Source organism: Bacillus toyonensis BCT-7112, from assembly GCF_000496285.1.
In the GTDB taxonomy this organism is placed as follows: domain Bacteria; phylum Bacillota; class Bacilli; order Bacillales; family Bacillaceae_G; genus Bacillus_A; species Bacillus_A toyonensis.
The window spans coordinates 4642867-4656994 of record NC_022781.1 but is presented as its reverse complement, the minus strand read 5'-3'; the positions used below and the strand labels follow the sequence as shown (position 1 = coordinate 4656994).

Below are 14128 nucleotides of genomic sequence, written 5' to 3'. Positions count from 1 at the left end.
ATTTTCTCCCTTAATAATAGCTAATCTTTTTATTTGAAAAAGATGTTAGCCCTATATTCAGGTGATTACTCGTACACCCTCTTCCTTAACTCACGTTATTCTCTTCGTTTCCATCTCTTCCTTTTGAGTAAACACGACAAAAAAATTTCTCAATAATTGTTAACTTCACTACATCAAGATGTTTTTCAAATCATGATTGTTTATATAAAGCATACAAATCTTGAAAAAATTTTAGTAAAAAAACATTTTATTACTAATTATTTATTTAAAAACATAATGAAGATATGTATTTTCTTTTCATTACATACAAACGAATTTAAAAGGAGCTTGTATTGTAAGACTTTCCTATGACTAAATATTTAACTGAAATTTCAAAATATAAAATCATATTTCCAGAAACATATATTATGATAATTTTCGCAGACTTGAATTAAGTTTTTAGAAGTACTAACCTATCGGTAAGCAGAAGAAAATTCTGTAAAAAGAAAGGAGAATGCTTTATGATGACCAATTTACAAAAGGAGTTTTTTAAACGATTAAAAATTCCCGCAAAAGAACTAACATTTGATGATTTAGATGAAGTCCTCTTAAAAATGGGAATGATTTTCCCCTATGAAAATCTTGATATTATGGCTGGTACTATTAAAAACATTTCAAAAAATAACTTAGTAGAAAAGTTACTTATTCAAAAAAGAGGCGGTCTTTGTTATGAATTAAATTCCTTATTGTATTACTTTTTAATTGATTGTGGGTTTCAAGTATACAAAGTAGCTGGTACTGTATACGATCTTTACGATAATAAATGGAAACCTGATGATGGTCATGTCATTATCATTTTAAGTCATGATCATACAGATTATATTGTGGATGCAGGTTTTGCATCTCATCTCCCTTTACAACCAGTCCCTTTTAATGGCGAAATCATATCTTCTCAAACGGGAGAATATCGAATTTACAAACGAAATACCCGAAAAGGTACACATATTTTAGAAATGCGAAAAGGCGCAAACGGCGAATCTACAAGTTTCTTACAATCTGAACCTTCAAACGAATGGAAAATAGGCTATGCTTTCACTATAGATCCAATAGATGAGAAAAAAGTGAATAACATTCAAAAAGTAATTGTAGAGCATAACGAATCGCCTTTTAATAAAGGGGCTATCACTTGTAAATTAACTGATTATGGTCACATATCATTAACGAAAAAAAATTATACAGAAACCTTTAAAGGCACAAAAAATAAACGACCAATAGGTTCTAAAGAATATGCTCGCATTCTTCGTGAATCTTTTGGAATCACTCAAGAGAAATATGTAGGAAAAATATTAGAAAGAGGCTAGTTGATTAAAAATATTTCATAATAAAGCAGATTCTATATATAGAATCTGCTTTATTTTATAATTTTTTATAGCGTAATTCCTTATCAGTGTTACTCTTTTAAAAGACTAGTATTATTAAGCATTTCTTTTTGTGCCATGTATTACTTACATTTCAATTATATACTCATCATCATATTTATCGTATTGTAGCCCTGCTCCTATTTTTGATTCCGTAACTTGATCCCTTAAAAATGGTGCGGCTTCCATTTTGCTAGTTGCAATTTCAATTCCATATTTTTTCGTTAAATGAGCTAACTCTATTAAAAACCACTCTCTTCGCAATGTAACTGGAATATCTAATGTTCTTCTTTTCATATATAATAGCACCTCTTTTATTTTCATAACTTAAAAGAATATCACTTATCAAAACTATCGTTCATCACATACGCCAATGAAACATTATAGTATATGCATGTCCATTTTAAACGTGCTAATATAAAACACCATTATAGTTTACATAAAATAATTATGTAATAGTAGAAAGAGGAGGCTTGTCCTCCTCTTTCTACTATAGAGATTTAAATTAAGAACATCTTGGTACACCAAAAGCTAAAAATAATGCTGCTACTCCTGCTGTAATCGGTACTTTTAACGTAATCACATCGTCTACCTTCGTTACTAAAAAGTACGCATTACCTTCTTGTAATATACAATTCACTAACAATTGAAATTCCATTCAAATCTCCTCCTTTCAATCGATATACTATAATTTATGAAATCTCTTTAAAAAAGTAATAGGAAATATATCTATTTTTCTTTATATTCACATTAATTGTTTATATATATATATATATCTATTAAAAATATTAATTTTCGAAATGAATATAAAACGTGTATTATCCAATAAGTTCCTATATAATCAATAGAGAAAATCTTGCAAATGGAAGTATGAAAATGGCTATTTTGAGTAATATTGGTGGCGTATTATTTCTATTTGCTTTTAATCTTATATATCCTTTTCATTCTTTAAGAAAAATGGAAAAGCAAAACAATATGGTCGTCCTACCGTTATCTTTTTTATTATTTCTATTGTATTAATAATGACCGGTACAACAAAATCTGAACACCCAGTTATCGAATTTTTTACTTTGGCGTTGTATATCTTCCAACTCATTAAAGATTGGAATAACACTTTCTAATTTCTTTTTATCGATACGTTCATTTACAAGATCCCGTCCTAACATTGAAATGAATGTACCAATTATAACCGCTTGTGCTGGTTTAGTTAATTTGGCTTTATCCATCCTTCATCCCTCCAAAATAAAAAGCACCCGAATAGATGCTTTTTCATTAAGTATTACATTTGCATTTCAATTATGGTAAATGAAGTTTTATTCTTCTTCCAATCACCTAATCTTATTTACATTTATCTGTTTCAGCAATATTAAGTAACTAAAAGAAGAGCAAAACCCCTTCTCCGTTTATACAACGTAAATTGCAATTGAATGTGAAATGAAGAACAACCATTCATCCAGCCTGCAACCATCACCACCAGTTATGAAGATCCATTTTCAGAGGAATTTTATGAGCAATGTTTTCGTCCACTTCTCACAATACAAATATATCACGTTAACTCCAAAACGACCGGCACATTTACTGCAAAAAAGCGATCACGAATCTGCCACCTTTCTTTAATTGATTGTAGCTCTTATTCTATTAAGTAATGAATCTTTTAATTCCCTCTCATCTTTCCAAACAATATGGCTATATTGTCTAGTATCAAAATGCAGATTTGCTAAGTCATTTTCCCTGCAAGTCCATATTACAGGTTTACCAAGTCCCATTGCATATCCTGCTTCAAAATAGACTTCACCTCTATGTTCAGTAAAATCTGCAATTATAAATTTACTTCGTCTTATTTTAATTATAATCTCATCATCAATTTTGTTATTGTGTTCCACTTTATCAATTCGAATAGGCTCATAACCTGCTTCTTTTACAGCCGTTGCAATTGCATTCTGATATAGACTATCCATTTTTGGACTAAATGACATAGCGACAAACACCTGCTTAGTATCCGCTTCTCTTTCCTTTTCTAATTCTGCAATACGATTCCACCCTTTTGCTGTAACTGTAATATGTGCAGGAAAATCTGCTGCAGATAGCTTAGATATCTCAATTAATTCGTCCTGAAATAATTGGTTCGCTATATATTTCATTTCCAACAAATGAACACTCTGTACAAAAAATAGAGATTTATCTGATTCACGAATATATAATGGGTCACCTGGAAATTTTGACAATTTAGCTAAGTTTATTAATGACTCATCCAATCTATCAGAAGCACTATCTGGATATTCACTTAATAGATCCGCTAAAAGATAAATAGGATACGGAAATTCTGAAAGATTTTCATCTGGTCGATTAAGAAAAATCATTATTTTTCCCATCCCTCTAATGTTTCTCTTTCTTAAAATTGCAGAAAGTTTTCTCTTCTGCTCTACATTTAATTCGATTCTCGCTTCTTCAATCATGGAAAATGTGCCACAATTCTCACATTTATATTGCTCTGCACGTCCCCCTCCCACTCCTACTAATTGGGGTTCCTCAATAGAGTTTTGACAAACCGGACATCTTTCCCTCATCACAACCACCACTTTCTTGTTTATAGCATAATATTAAGATATAAATAATTGACTTACCCTTATCTTATATTGTGTGTAACTGATCCTATCACTGAATCCCTTGCTATCATTAATTTTATTTAACTTTCTCTTTTGAGTTACACAGTACAAAAATTATGAGTAGCTGTATAGGGAGGGATACCACCAGCATTTTTCAAAATAACCTACGCTATGCGGGAACATAAAATAAAGCTGCCCATATGGACAGCTTATTTACATAATTCTCGAAAGTGGAAGTTAATCAACGAGGGTTTAACCTCAATATTTTCTTGATTTAATGATAATAGAAGATGGTCTCCGTTTTTCATTTATTAATTCTGGCATTTTTTCTAATCCTGTTGGAGTTGACTCTGGCTCAATAATTTTCTCAATTACAAAACCGTTGTCTATAAGAGTATTAATTAATGTTGAAATTGTTCTGTGATATTTAACAACACCATCTATCCACCAATGTTCCTCTCTTTTTCCTTCTTCTTGATAATTATCTAATGCCCAATGCAATCTGTTTCCATTATTATCCTTAAACCAATTATTCATTTCCTTTCGAGCTGTTACTATTGGATGTTCTGTTGAAAAGATAAATTCACCATCATTTTTTAACAGATCTCTTATTTTCTTAATTAGATGTGAGTAATCTTCTATGTAATGTATAACTAAAGAACTTGTTATTAAGTCGAATTTTTGATTTGGCAAATTAAGTTCTTCTATTGGTACACACATATAATCTATTTTTTCGTTTTTGTTATACATTTCAGCTTGTTCAATCATATTTCTTGAGATGTCCACTCCTATAACTTTCGAGGCACCATTTTCTACACAGTACATAGAAAAATGACCAGTTCCACATCCCAAATCTAATACAGACTTATCTGTAAGATTAGCAATTATAGATTTAATTGCTGGCTGTTCAACAAAATCATTAAAGGTAAATCCATTTTCACGTAATGACTTATAATTTTTAAAGAAAAACGGATTATCATAAATGTTTTGTTTCATTATATACCTCCTATAATACAATCTATATTTTTTATATTCTAGGGGGCATCCAAAAATTCCTATATTAACCAAAATACACTTCAACTAACCTGCCATTTAGTTGAATAAGGAACAGTGTATATCCTATACATGTTAGGTTGACATAACGTCTCATTATCGGAAGTGAAATGTGCTTATACATCCAGGCTGTTGATGATAGCTAATATTTGATGATCTGTCCATTTGCCATTAATCTTTACATTTTCTTTAGCTATACCTTCTTTTTTAAATCCTACTTTTTCTAATACACGAATAGATGCTATATTGCTAGGCATAGCTCCTGCTTCAATTCTATGTAGTTTTAATTCTCTAAATGCAAAGTCTACAACAAGTCGAAGAGCCTCTGTTGTATAGCCCCTTGAATTATGCTCCCTATCTAAGGTAAATCCCGTATAACAGCTTTGGGCGGGATCCCTAGCAATTTGAGTTAATGAAATGTCTCCGATAAGTTTATCAGTTGCTTTTAAAAAGATTCCAAAAGCGTAAACTTGATCTTCAGCTTTCTTTTTTAATGCTCGTTCAATGCGCATTTTTTGATGTTCTTCTGTATAAAAGACTTCTGGGAGTAATGGACAAACTCGTTGAAAAAATTCGCGATTTCTAGTGTGTAAGTTAGCTAACTCGCTCGCGTCAGAAATTTTGTAAAGTCGAAGATATATTTGCTGTCCTACGATTTTCATAAAAAACCTCCGATATCCTTTTAATACAATTTTATTCTCGTCAAATCTTATAAATTCCTTTTTTATATTATATTCATGTTAAGCTAACATGACGTCTCATTATCGATAACAAGGAAAGGTGGGCCCATCCTCTGACAAAGGAATTTCCTTTTTTTGTTCTACAGATTTATGCATTATTTTATACATTCCTATCCTGACGCAGGTTTTCGGGTTCTCCTTTGTTACTGAATTATCCAAAAACTGTATAAATTTTTGTATGCTCTTAGCATGGGGGTTTTCAAAAACGGTGACGGTACCCCTAGATTTAAAAAGAAAAAAGCAATGATTCGATTTCAAACCTAGTCATTGCTTTATCTATTGCATCTTGATTTACACCTATATAACGTAACATGACCTTCTCTGAAGAGTGACTGAATATCTCCATGATTAATGTGCTATGTTTTTCGTTTGCATGTACATATGGTACCCGTACGTCTTTCTTAGCGTATGCGTTCTATTTCATCTAAACTAAACTCTGCTGCGGCTATACTTAATATCTTATATTCCATACTACGACCGATAGGACGATTCTTTCATTGTCTACTTTGTAATAGGTATTCATAATCTTCTCTTTCTTCTATAAACCATTTCAGTTCTCTTTTTAATGCTGCAGTATTTTGAATACGTTTTTGTTTTCCTGTTTTCTTTTCCCTCATAGAGATATGACTCGTTTTTACATCTTCTACCTTCAATTTTAAAATGTCAGAGATTCTCAAGCCTGTATTGATTCCCATAATGAATAAAATTTAATTTCGTGCACACTTCTCCTTAAAATACTCTTTTAGCTGCTGTATTTCTTCTGGATCACGTATCTGCTGAACAAAATTCATTATTCATTACCTCCAGTTTCTTCAGTCTCATATACTTCTAATCTAAGAGCAAAAGCTAATTTATAAAAAGCACTAGATCTATTTCGTCTATACGTACGCTCACTCATACCAACATTTGCTAAAGCAATATCTTCTGCTGGCTTCCCTACCATATTTGTTGGACCATGATATCTTACCTCGCTAGATGCTGTAACCTTCATCTCATTTCTAATCATCCCAAATTGTCTATAAATACGAACATTTTCAAGAATCTCTTCTAAACGAGCCTGCGTTGCTTTGCGATCAATTTTAGGCGAAAAAGTTAATTGCACCATATATAAAAACAACCCTTATATATTTTGTTAATAAAAACAAAAAAGCGGACACCGAACTACAGAGCAATATTACTAATGCTCTTATAGTTCGATGTCCGCTGATTCTGCCAGTAGGACTATATTTATAGATATTGTTATATCATTTTCTCATATTTTAGTGATTTTCTTATTAGAAAAAGATTATTTTGTAACAAATTTATAAAATCCATCTTCATTGAGCACTTTATATCTAAAAGGAGTAATTATGAAAATTTTGGAATACATATTACTTAGATTGGTTGGATTGCATTATTCAGAACATGGTGGGCTATATTCTTTCATTGAGTGTTTTTAAATCTCAACATCCATTATAATTTTTAAAGAAAACTTTTTAGATCAAGTAGCATATTATACTAGATAAGGATATATTCCACAAAATTTTGAAAGGAGGACTCTTTATGAATACAACTTTAATTTCCCATTTCTACAATGAAGAGTATCTACTCCCATGGTGGTTAATGCACCACACAAAATTATTTGATCATGGTATTCTTATTAATCGTGGGTCTACTGATCGCTCGGTTGAAATATGTAAATTATTTGCACCTCATTGGGAAATCCGTGATTCAAAAGTATTAGAGTTTGATGCCGTATTAGTTGATCAAGAAGTAATGAACATAGAAAAAGAAATTACGGGCTGGAAAATGGTGTTGAATACCACTGAATTTCTTTGCTGTTCTAATAAAGAAGAGTTTTTTTCATCACTTACTAAATTAAAAAGAAAGATGTATTCCATTAGAACTATTTTAATGGTAGATGACCCTATGCATGCCTACACTAAACCGAGATATGGAATTCCACTTGTCAAACAACGTTTTCATGGAATAGTAATTCAGCCTAGTCCTCTTACCATTTATAACGGCGGTAGATTAATTCATAATTATTCGCATGGTAACTATTCAGTAGGAAGACATAACTCGTTCTATTCGTTTACTATTTACAAGTATCCTGCTTTCATTTTAAAGTTCTTTTACAGTCCATGGAACAACGCTATGAAGGACCGGAAACTACAGATTGGTCCTACTCTTTCTAAACATAGCGCCCAGAATGGTTTGGGTACTCATCATCTTGTAACACTAGCTAAATTAGAAGAAAATTATCTACATTATGCAAACTTAACTAGCGATCTTCGATTAATGCCAGAATATCAATTGTTATTTCCAGATTTATGTTTTCCAAATTAATTATTGTATCTATAAATCAACACAATCCATAATTATTCAAATAACGCTTTTATGAAAAGTTATTTCTCTTAAATTATTCAGACATTTTCATGGCTTATTTTCATATATTCAGTATTCCCTCAATACACTAAGAAAAGTATACAAAGTGAATGGAGGTTAAATATGCTTATCACAAATATTTATGATTTTATAGCCAAGTATGGGCGTCCCCCTCACTTTCACAAAGATTTCCCTTTAATCTTATTTTGGAGCCAAAAAAGCGGCTGCACTTCACTCGCATATTGGTTCTTTTATCACATTAATTTGTTTAAAGAAGTTGTAAAATATAGCCCATTTGTTCATAACTATGAATTTGAAATTTATAAAAATTCCATACCATATTTCACTGATTTAGCCAACGCATTACAAGCAAAAGAAAAAGACACGTATAAATTGGTAAGAAACCCTTTCAAAAGAGCTGTAAGTTCCTTTATTTCTCTTATACCAGCGCCATATTACGAATCCACTGAGTGGAAGCCAATCCGTCGTTATCTTTATGGTGATGAATCTTGCAATAAAAAGATTTCCTTTAAACTGTATTTATATTATTTAAAAGCGCATGCACCAAATTTTGAAGGTGTAAACCCACACTTCACACCTCAATATATACAAGGAGAAGAAGAGTTCGTTACAAATTACATTTACCTTGAAAAATTCTCTACCCATCTGTCTATCTTAGAAGACAAACATTGTTTAAAAAAATCTCCATTAAACGGATTAATAAACTCGTGGCATCACCAAAGTAATCTAGCAAATTACAAAGGTAACTATGCAGATGGTGATATTACAGATCCCTTATTCCCAAGGCATCCGACCTATGATAGTTTTTATGATGAAGAAACGATTCAATTAGTTGAAGATATCTTCAAAGAAGATTTCACTACTTACAAATATCCCTCAACATTACTTTAAAATATAAACATTTTCCTTATCATAAATTCATAATTATTACAGAGAAACTTAAGCCACCTACTTAAGTTTCCTCATAATACTCCTGCAAATTGAAGTTGGGCACTATTCTAATAGTGCTCTTTTTAATGAATTTCAATTTTCAAAAGATTTCTATTGAGTCCCCCTCCAAAATAACTATTTTGTTCGACTTTCTATTAAGCTCTTTTTTAATAAACCTTACAAATTCGTAATACTATTGTCACCTAAATAGATAGTTAATTGGTTAATTCTGGTTTAATATAACAAACTGTTAGATTGATTAAATAAAACATTATTGGTAGGTGTGACACTTGATGGCAAGAAAATTATTACGCTACGTAATTGTAAGTATGTTTTTTCTAACTATTCCGATTATATTTATACATTTTGTATCGGCTCAATCCATTCCAAAAGAATACAGTGAAGAATGGCCCACAGTAAAAAAAACTGCTGAACTAGTTACAATTGGTTACTTTAAAAAAGAGAAGACTCTTGATATTGTAATAAAAAAAGTTGAGCCTCCGGAAGAATATAGAACACATGAGATTTACCTATTCGGACATGTTGCTGACGATAAAAAACAAAAGATTTCTGCTATTGTAAATTTTAGTGAGAACTATTCAATTAGAGATACATCTGAAGATTTATTTTAAGTCAAAGAGTATTTAACTTATGTTAGATGCTCTTTTAGCTAAAATAACGCTTTTGTTAAGATCCACGCATCCATTTCTTAGGTGAAAAACTTTTATAAAGGCATTTTTTTAGACAAATTTACCAGATGAATTAACAGAAACTTCGTGTTATTCTTAATTTGTTGAATAACCCAATACATTCAACAATGCTCTTGACTGCATACTTAGTATGCAACCATCCATCCAGATACCTTAGCTAATACGTCCCCAAAATCGTTATTATTGCTAAGGTATCTTTTTAGATGCCCTGTGTGCAGGGCTTTTTTATTTCAGTGATAACGCTCTTTTTCCCATATAATTATTGATGCTTGTAGTCCCATTTCTTAACAAAATTCAAATTTGATTATATTAACCGAATTTTTCGCTCTTCCATACGAATTACTTTTCCATTTTGAATATACAAATGATTGTTCACCAAATCCACCTTGAGGTGGTTCTATTAGTTGGACCTGACCATTTTTAACAACATATATTCCGTTTATTTTCAAAACTGACACATAATAAGTGATTTATATCACCACATTGATTTTAATATATTGCTATTCTTGGTTTAGTTATCACATTAAACTTTATGGAGGCATTCATATGGAACATACATTTACTGAAACTTCTATTGTCGGTGAGATTGTTACACAATTTCCGAAAGCTAGTGATCTTTTTAAATCATATAGAATAGATTTTTGTTGTGGTGGTAATAAACCACTTATTGATGCAATTAATGAAAGAAATTTATCAGCAACAGAAGTACTTACAGAGTTAAATACGCTTTATGATAAAACAAAACTATTAAACGAGTCTGAAATTGATTGGAAAAATGCATCTTATCGCGAATTGATTGATTATGTTATAAATAAGCACCATCGCTATTTAAATGAAGAGTTGCCACAATTAAGTCCGTATGTAACGAAAGTATTACGCGTCCATGGAGCTAGTCAGCCTCATTTAGCTCAAATTCATAAGCTATTTCATGAACTTAAGATGGAATTAGAACAGCATTTAATTAAAGAAGAAACAGAAGATTTCCCATTAATTTTAGAATTCGAACAACATCCAACTGATGAAAACTATGCAAAATTACGTAAAGTAGTGGATGAGTTAGAGAATGAACATAACCACGCTGGCAATATTATTAAAGAACTTCGTAAAGTGACAAATGACTTTACTCCTCCAGAAGGAGCTTGTGGCACTTATCGACTTGTTTACCAACGTCTTGAAGCTCTAGAATCTGATTTATTTGAGCATATACATTTAGAGAATAACATTTTATTTCCACGTGCAATTACGAAAGCATAGATAAAGCACAGGACATGAGTATACATGCTCATGTCCTGCTTTTTCATTGTGTAAGAAATAGTCACACTTCCCCTATCATTTCATTGGGCAGCTTACTATTATTTAATTAGGTGCGGGTCTCTTCACTCCCCCACCTACCCATATAAAAAATTCCCTTTCACTTATCTCTCCACATAAATCCGAATTTTAACAATTTGTGAATCATTATTAAGATGTGATAAATATCACATCTCCCTCTTTTTTTATTTTCTATAATAGAAACATAATATACTTTGTTCAACATTTCACATAAAAAGGGGAAATGAATATGAAAAAACGTTTAGTTATGATCGGAAATGGTATGGCTGGCATACGCTGTATGGAAGAAATATTAAAACATGATAGTGATTCATATGAGATTACTATTTTTGGAGATGAACCACATCCAAACTATAATCGCATTATGCTCTCTCATGTTTTACAAGGCAAAACAAATATGCAAGATATCATTATGAATGACTACAGTTGGTACGAAGAAAATGAAATAACCTTGTATACAAACGAAAGAGTTCAAAGTATTAACCGAGAAGAAAAAATCATTATCACAGAAAAGAATCGTACTCTTACATATGACAAACTCATTATCGCAACAGGTTCTAGTGCTTTTATTTTACCTGTTGAAGGTTCTACCCTTCCTGGTGTGACAGGATTTCGAACAATTGAAGATACACAATTTATGATTGATACTGCTAAAGATAAGAAAAAAGCCGTTGTCATCGGCGGTGGGTTACTTGGCTTAGAAGCCGCAAGAGGTCTTATTGATTTAGGAATGAACGTACATGTTGTTCATTTAATGCCGAGCTTAATGGAGCAACAACTAGATACAAAAGCAGCTTCTCTCCTTCGTGAAGATTTAGAAGCACAAGGCATGAAATTTCTCATGGAAAAGAAAACGGTAAAAATTCTTGGTACAGACCATGTTGAGGGCATTCAATTTGAAGATGGTGAAGTTGTAGATTGTGATTTAATTGTAATGGCAGTCGGGATACGCCCGAATACGCAAATAGCAAAAGATGCTAGTTTAATTGTAAATCGCGGTATTGTAGTCAACGACTATATGCTAACAAATGATGAATCCATTTATGCCGTTGGTGAATGTGCAGAGCATGACGGTATCGCCTATGGCCTTGTTGCTCCTCTATATGAACAAGGTGCAATATTAGCAAAACATATAACGAATTTACAAACTGATGGATATACAGGCAGCATCGTCGGTACGCAATTAAAAGTTGCAGGTTGTGATTTATTCTCTGCTGGCCAAATCTATGAAGATGATCAAACGAAAGCAATATCCATCTTTGATGAATGTAAACGTTCCTATAAAAAAGTATTAATTCGTGACAATAAAGTCGCCGGTATCGTTTTATATGGTGACACAGCTGATGGTACACGCCTCTTTAGTATGTTAAAGAAAGAAGAAGATATACAAGAATATACACCTGCTTCCATTCTTCACAAAGCTGGTGAAGAATGTGAACTTGACGTTGCTACAATGAGTGCGGATGACACGATTTGTGGATGTAATGGTGTTACGAAAGGCACAATCGTACATGCCATTTTAGAACAAGAGTTAACGACTTTTGAAGAAGTAAAAGGCTGCACGAAAGCCGCCGGTTCTTGTGGTAAATGTCGTCCACTTGTAGAACAAATTTTATCTCATACACTTGGAGATGCGTTTGATGCCTCAGCACAATCTGCCGGTATGTGTGGATGTACAACTTTATCACGTGATGAAGTCGTAGAAGCGATTCATGAGAAAGGTTTAAAATCGCCAAAAGAAGTACGAAATGTACTCGGTTTTGCACATGAAGACGGATGTTCGAAATGTCGTCCTGCTTTAAATTACTATTTACGTATGGCGATTCCAGAAGAATATGAAGATGATAAATCATCCCGTTACGTTAATGAAAGAATGAATGGTAACATTCAGCATGATGGTACATTCTCTGTTATTCCACGTATGTACGGAGGCGTTACAACTGCAGATGATTTAATGAAAATTGCTGAAGTTGCGAAAAAGTATGATGTTCCTCTTGTGAAAATTACAGGCGCAAGTCGCATCGGTTTATATGGTGTTAAGAAACAAGATTTACCTAACGTATGGGCTGACTTACATATGACTTCTGGATATGCGTATTCAAAATCACTTCGTAATGTAAAATCGTGTGTTGGTTCTCGTTTCTGTCGTTTCGGTACGAAAGATTCATTAGGGCTTGGTATGCTACTCGAACAATCATTAGAAATGGTAGATACACCTCATAAAATGAAAATGGGTGTAACGGGCTGCCCACGTAACTGTGCGGAAGTACTTACGAAAGATTTTGGCGTTGTTTGTGTCGAAAATGGATATCAACTATATATCGGCGGAAATGGTGGTACGGAAGTGCGTGAAGCTGATTTTGTAATGATTGTCCCTACTGAAGATGATGTTCTTCGCATCGCTACAGCTTACATGCAATATTATCGTGAAACTGGTATTTACGGAGAACGCACTGCCTACTGGACAGAACGATTAGGCTTCGATCATATAAAAGAAATACTGCAAGATACAAATATGGTCACTAAGTTAAATGAGCGTTTCCAAACAGCTCGTAGCACATATACGGAAGCATGGGGACAAGCACTAGAAACGAATTCATTAAAAGCGATGTATGAAGTAGAAACTGTAAAATAAGGAGCGTGCAGTATATGTTACAAACGAAAGAAAAAATAAAAATTATGCGTGCGGAAGACCTTCCTATTCAAATTGGTAAAGAGGTGCAAATGAAAGGTACGTCTATCGCCCTATTCAGCCTTTCAAATGGCGATATTCGCGCTGTAGAAAATCGTTGTCCTCATAAAAACGGTCCATTAGCTGAAGGAATTGTATCTGGAGAATTCGTATTTTGTCCACTACATGATTGGAAAATTTCATTAATAACGGGTGAAGTTCAAAAACCTGATGACGGTTGTATTCAAACGTACGAAGTAGAAGTTATTGATGGTGACATTTATATCAACATGTAATTTAC

The 14128-nt window shown here is 32.5% G+C and carries 14 protein-coding genes and 3 pseudogenes; 8 read left to right on the top strand and 9 right to left on the bottom strand.

What is annotated here, in order from left to right:
- Window positions 1–500: 500 nt before the first annotated feature.
- The gene (locus BTOYO_RS23775; protein ID WP_000988917.1) at window positions 501–1340 is read left to right on the top strand and encodes an arylamine N-acetyltransferase family protein; all 840 of its coding nucleotides are present in this window, start codon (window positions 501–503) and stop codon (window positions 1338–1340) included.
- A gap of 144 nt (window positions 1341–1484) precedes the next feature.
- Here BTOYO_RS23775 and BTOYO_RS23770 read toward each other — a convergent pair whose 3' ends face one another.
- Window positions 1485–1694 (bottom strand): hypothetical protein, encoded by a 210-nt coding sequence (locus tag BTOYO_RS23770; RefSeq protein ID WP_000830259.1) that lies wholly within the window; start codon window positions 1692–1694, stop codon window positions 1485–1487.
- 208 nt (window positions 1695–1902) lie between these two features.
- Window positions 1903–2055, bottom strand: coding sequence for an exosporium protein ExsG (gene exsG, locus BTOYO_RS23765; protein ID WP_000395673.1), 153 nt, complete (start codon window positions 2053–2055; stop codon window positions 1903–1905).
- Window positions 2056–2273: 218 nt separating this feature from the next.
- Here exsG and BTOYO_RS28085 point away from each other — a divergent pair.
- Window positions 2274–2494: pseudogene (locus tag BTOYO_RS28085) on the top strand (excalibur calcium-binding domain-containing protein); the annotation flags it as partial.
- On the opposite strand, the gene BTOYO_RS23760 reads toward BTOYO_RS28085, so the two are convergent.
- From BTOYO_RS23760 to BTOYO_RS23735, 6 genes and pseudogenes are all read right to left on the bottom strand, one after another.
- The gene (locus tag BTOYO_RS23760) at window positions 2414–2623 is read right to left on the bottom strand and encodes a hypothetical protein (protein WP_000356390.1); all 210 of its coding nucleotides are present in this window, start codon (window positions 2621–2623) and stop codon (window positions 2414–2416) included. The pseudogene BTOYO_RS28085 and the gene BTOYO_RS23760 sit on opposite strands and share 81 nt — an antisense overlap.
- A 387-nt stretch (window positions 2624–3010) precedes the next feature.
- Window positions 3011–3964 (bottom strand): hypothetical protein, encoded by a 954-nt coding sequence (locus BTOYO_RS23755; RefSeq protein ID WP_023441239.1) that lies wholly within the window; start codon window positions 3962–3964, stop codon window positions 3011–3013.
- A 297-nt stretch (window positions 3965–4261) separates the two neighbouring features.
- The gene (locus BTOYO_RS23750; protein ID WP_000812398.1) at window positions 4262–4999 is read right to left on the bottom strand and encodes a class I SAM-dependent methyltransferase; all 738 of its coding nucleotides are present in this window, start codon (window positions 4997–4999) and stop codon (window positions 4262–4264) included.
- 173 nt (window positions 5000–5172) lie between these two features.
- Window positions 5173–5718, bottom strand: coding sequence for a GNAT family N-acetyltransferase (locus tag BTOYO_RS23745; protein WP_000706290.1), 546 nt, complete (start codon window positions 5716–5718; stop codon window positions 5173–5175).
- A gap of 304 nt (window positions 5719–6022) precedes the next feature.
- Window positions 6023–6587: pseudogene (locus BTOYO_RS28080) on the bottom strand (tyrosine-type recombinase/integrase).
- Window positions 6587–6901 carry a hypothetical protein gene (locus BTOYO_RS23735; RefSeq protein ID WP_000250444.1) on the bottom strand — a complete coding sequence of 105 codons (315 nt, stop codon included), beginning with the start codon at window positions 6899–6901 and terminating at the stop codon, window positions 6587–6589. The pseudogene BTOYO_RS28080 and the gene BTOYO_RS23735 overlap by 1 nt, the downstream one beginning before the upstream one ends.
- Window positions 6902–7338: 437 nt before the next feature.
- On the opposite strand from BTOYO_RS23735, the gene BTOYO_RS23730 reads away from it, so the two are divergent.
- The 3 genes from BTOYO_RS23730 (at window position 7339) to BTOYO_RS23720 (ending at window position 9746) form a co-directional block, all read left to right on the top strand.
- On the top strand, window positions 7339–8124 hold the full coding sequence (locus BTOYO_RS23730; RefSeq protein WP_001098389.1) for a glycosyltransferase family 2 protein: 786 nt from the start codon (window positions 7339–7341) through the stop codon (window positions 8122–8124).
- A gap of 162 nt (window positions 8125–8286) precedes the next feature.
- Window positions 8287–9075, top strand: coding sequence for a sulfotransferase family 2 domain-containing protein (locus BTOYO_RS23725; protein WP_000909242.1), 789 nt, complete (start codon window positions 8287–8289; stop codon window positions 9073–9075).
- 332 nt (window positions 9076–9407) lie between these two features.
- On the top strand, window positions 9408–9746 hold the full coding sequence (locus BTOYO_RS23720) for a hypothetical protein (protein ID WP_000101563.1): 339 nt from the start codon (window positions 9408–9410) through the stop codon (window positions 9744–9746).
- Window positions 9747–10128: 382 nt separating this feature from the next.
- Here the strand turns inward: BTOYO_RS23720 and BTOYO_RS27035 are convergent.
- Window positions 10129–10294: pseudogene (locus BTOYO_RS27035) on the bottom strand (DUF3954 domain-containing protein).
- Window positions 10295–10370: 76 nt separating this feature from the next.
- Here BTOYO_RS27035 and ric point away from each other — a divergent pair.
- The 3 genes from ric (at window position 10371) to nirD (ending at window position 14123) form a co-directional block, all read left to right on the top strand.
- A complete protein-coding gene (ric, locus tag BTOYO_RS23715) occupies window positions 10371–11078 on the top strand; it encodes an iron-sulfur cluster repair di-iron protein (protein WP_000401367.1) in 708 nt (235 codons plus the stop codon).
- Between the two features lie 307 nt (window positions 11079–11385).
- Window positions 11386–13791, top strand: a complete 2406-nt coding sequence (gene nirB / locus BTOYO_RS23710; protein WP_000746922.1) for an NADPH-nitrite reductase large subunit — start codon at window positions 11386–11388, stop codon at window positions 13789–13791.
- Window positions 13792–13805: 14 nt separating this feature from the next.
- Window positions 13806–14123: a nitrite reductase small subunit NirD gene (gene nirD, locus BTOYO_RS23705; protein WP_000942187.1), complete on the top strand. Its 318-nt coding sequence runs from the start codon at window positions 13806–13808 to the stop codon at window positions 14121–14123.
- Window positions 14124–14128 lie beyond the last annotated feature (5 nt).

Bases quoted from the DNA above. Each gene is read 5' to 3' on its own strand.
- BTOYO_RS23735 (WP_000250444.1), bottom strand. From the start codon at position 6,901: ATGGTGCAATTAACTTTTTCGCCTAAAATTGATCGCAAAGCAACGCAG.
- ric (WP_000401367.1), top strand. From the start codon at position 10,371: ATGGAACATACATTTACTGAAACTTCTATTGTCGGTGAGATTGTTACA.
- BTOYO_RS23720 (WP_000101563.1), top strand. From the start codon at position 9,408: ATGGCAAGAAAATTATTACGCTACGTAATTGTAAGTATGTTTTTTCTA.
- BTOYO_RS23775 (WP_000988917.1), top strand. From the start codon at position 501: ATGATGACCAATTTACAAAAGGAGTTTTTTAAACGATTAAAAATTCCC.
- BTOYO_RS23730 (WP_001098389.1), top strand. From the start codon at position 7,339: ATGAATACAACTTTAATTTCCCATTTCTACAATGAAGAGTATCTACTC.
- BTOYO_RS23755 (WP_023441239.1), bottom strand. From the start codon at position 3,964: ATGAGGGAAAGATGTCCGGTTTGTCAAAACTCTATTGAGGAACCCCAA.
- BTOYO_RS23770 (WP_000830259.1), bottom strand. From the start codon at position 1,694: ATGAAAAGAAGAACATTAGATATTCCAGTTACATTGCGAAGAGAGTGG.
- BTOYO_RS23750 (WP_000812398.1), bottom strand. From the start codon at position 4,999: ATGAAACAAAACATTTATGATAATCCGTTTTTCTTTAAAAATTATAAG.
- BTOYO_RS23745 (WP_000706290.1), bottom strand. From the start codon at position 5,718: ATGAAAATCGTAGGACAGCAAATATATCTTCGACTTTACAAAATTTCT.
- nirB (WP_000746922.1), top strand. From the start codon at position 11,386: ATGAAAAAACGTTTAGTTATGATCGGAAATGGTATGGCTGGCATACGC.
- nirD (WP_000942187.1), top strand. From the start codon at position 13,806: ATGTTACAAACGAAAGAAAAAATAAAAATTATGCGTGCGGAAGACCTT.
- exsG (WP_000395673.1), bottom strand. From the start codon at position 2,055: ATGGAATTTCAATTGTTAGTGAATTGTATATTACAAGAAGGTAATGCG.
- BTOYO_RS23760 (WP_000356390.1), bottom strand. From the start codon at position 2,623: ATGGATAAAGCCAAATTAACTAAACCAGCACAAGCGGTTATAATTGGT.
- BTOYO_RS23725 (WP_000909242.1), top strand. From the start codon at position 8,287: ATGCTTATCACAAATATTTATGATTTTATAGCCAAGTATGGGCGTCCC.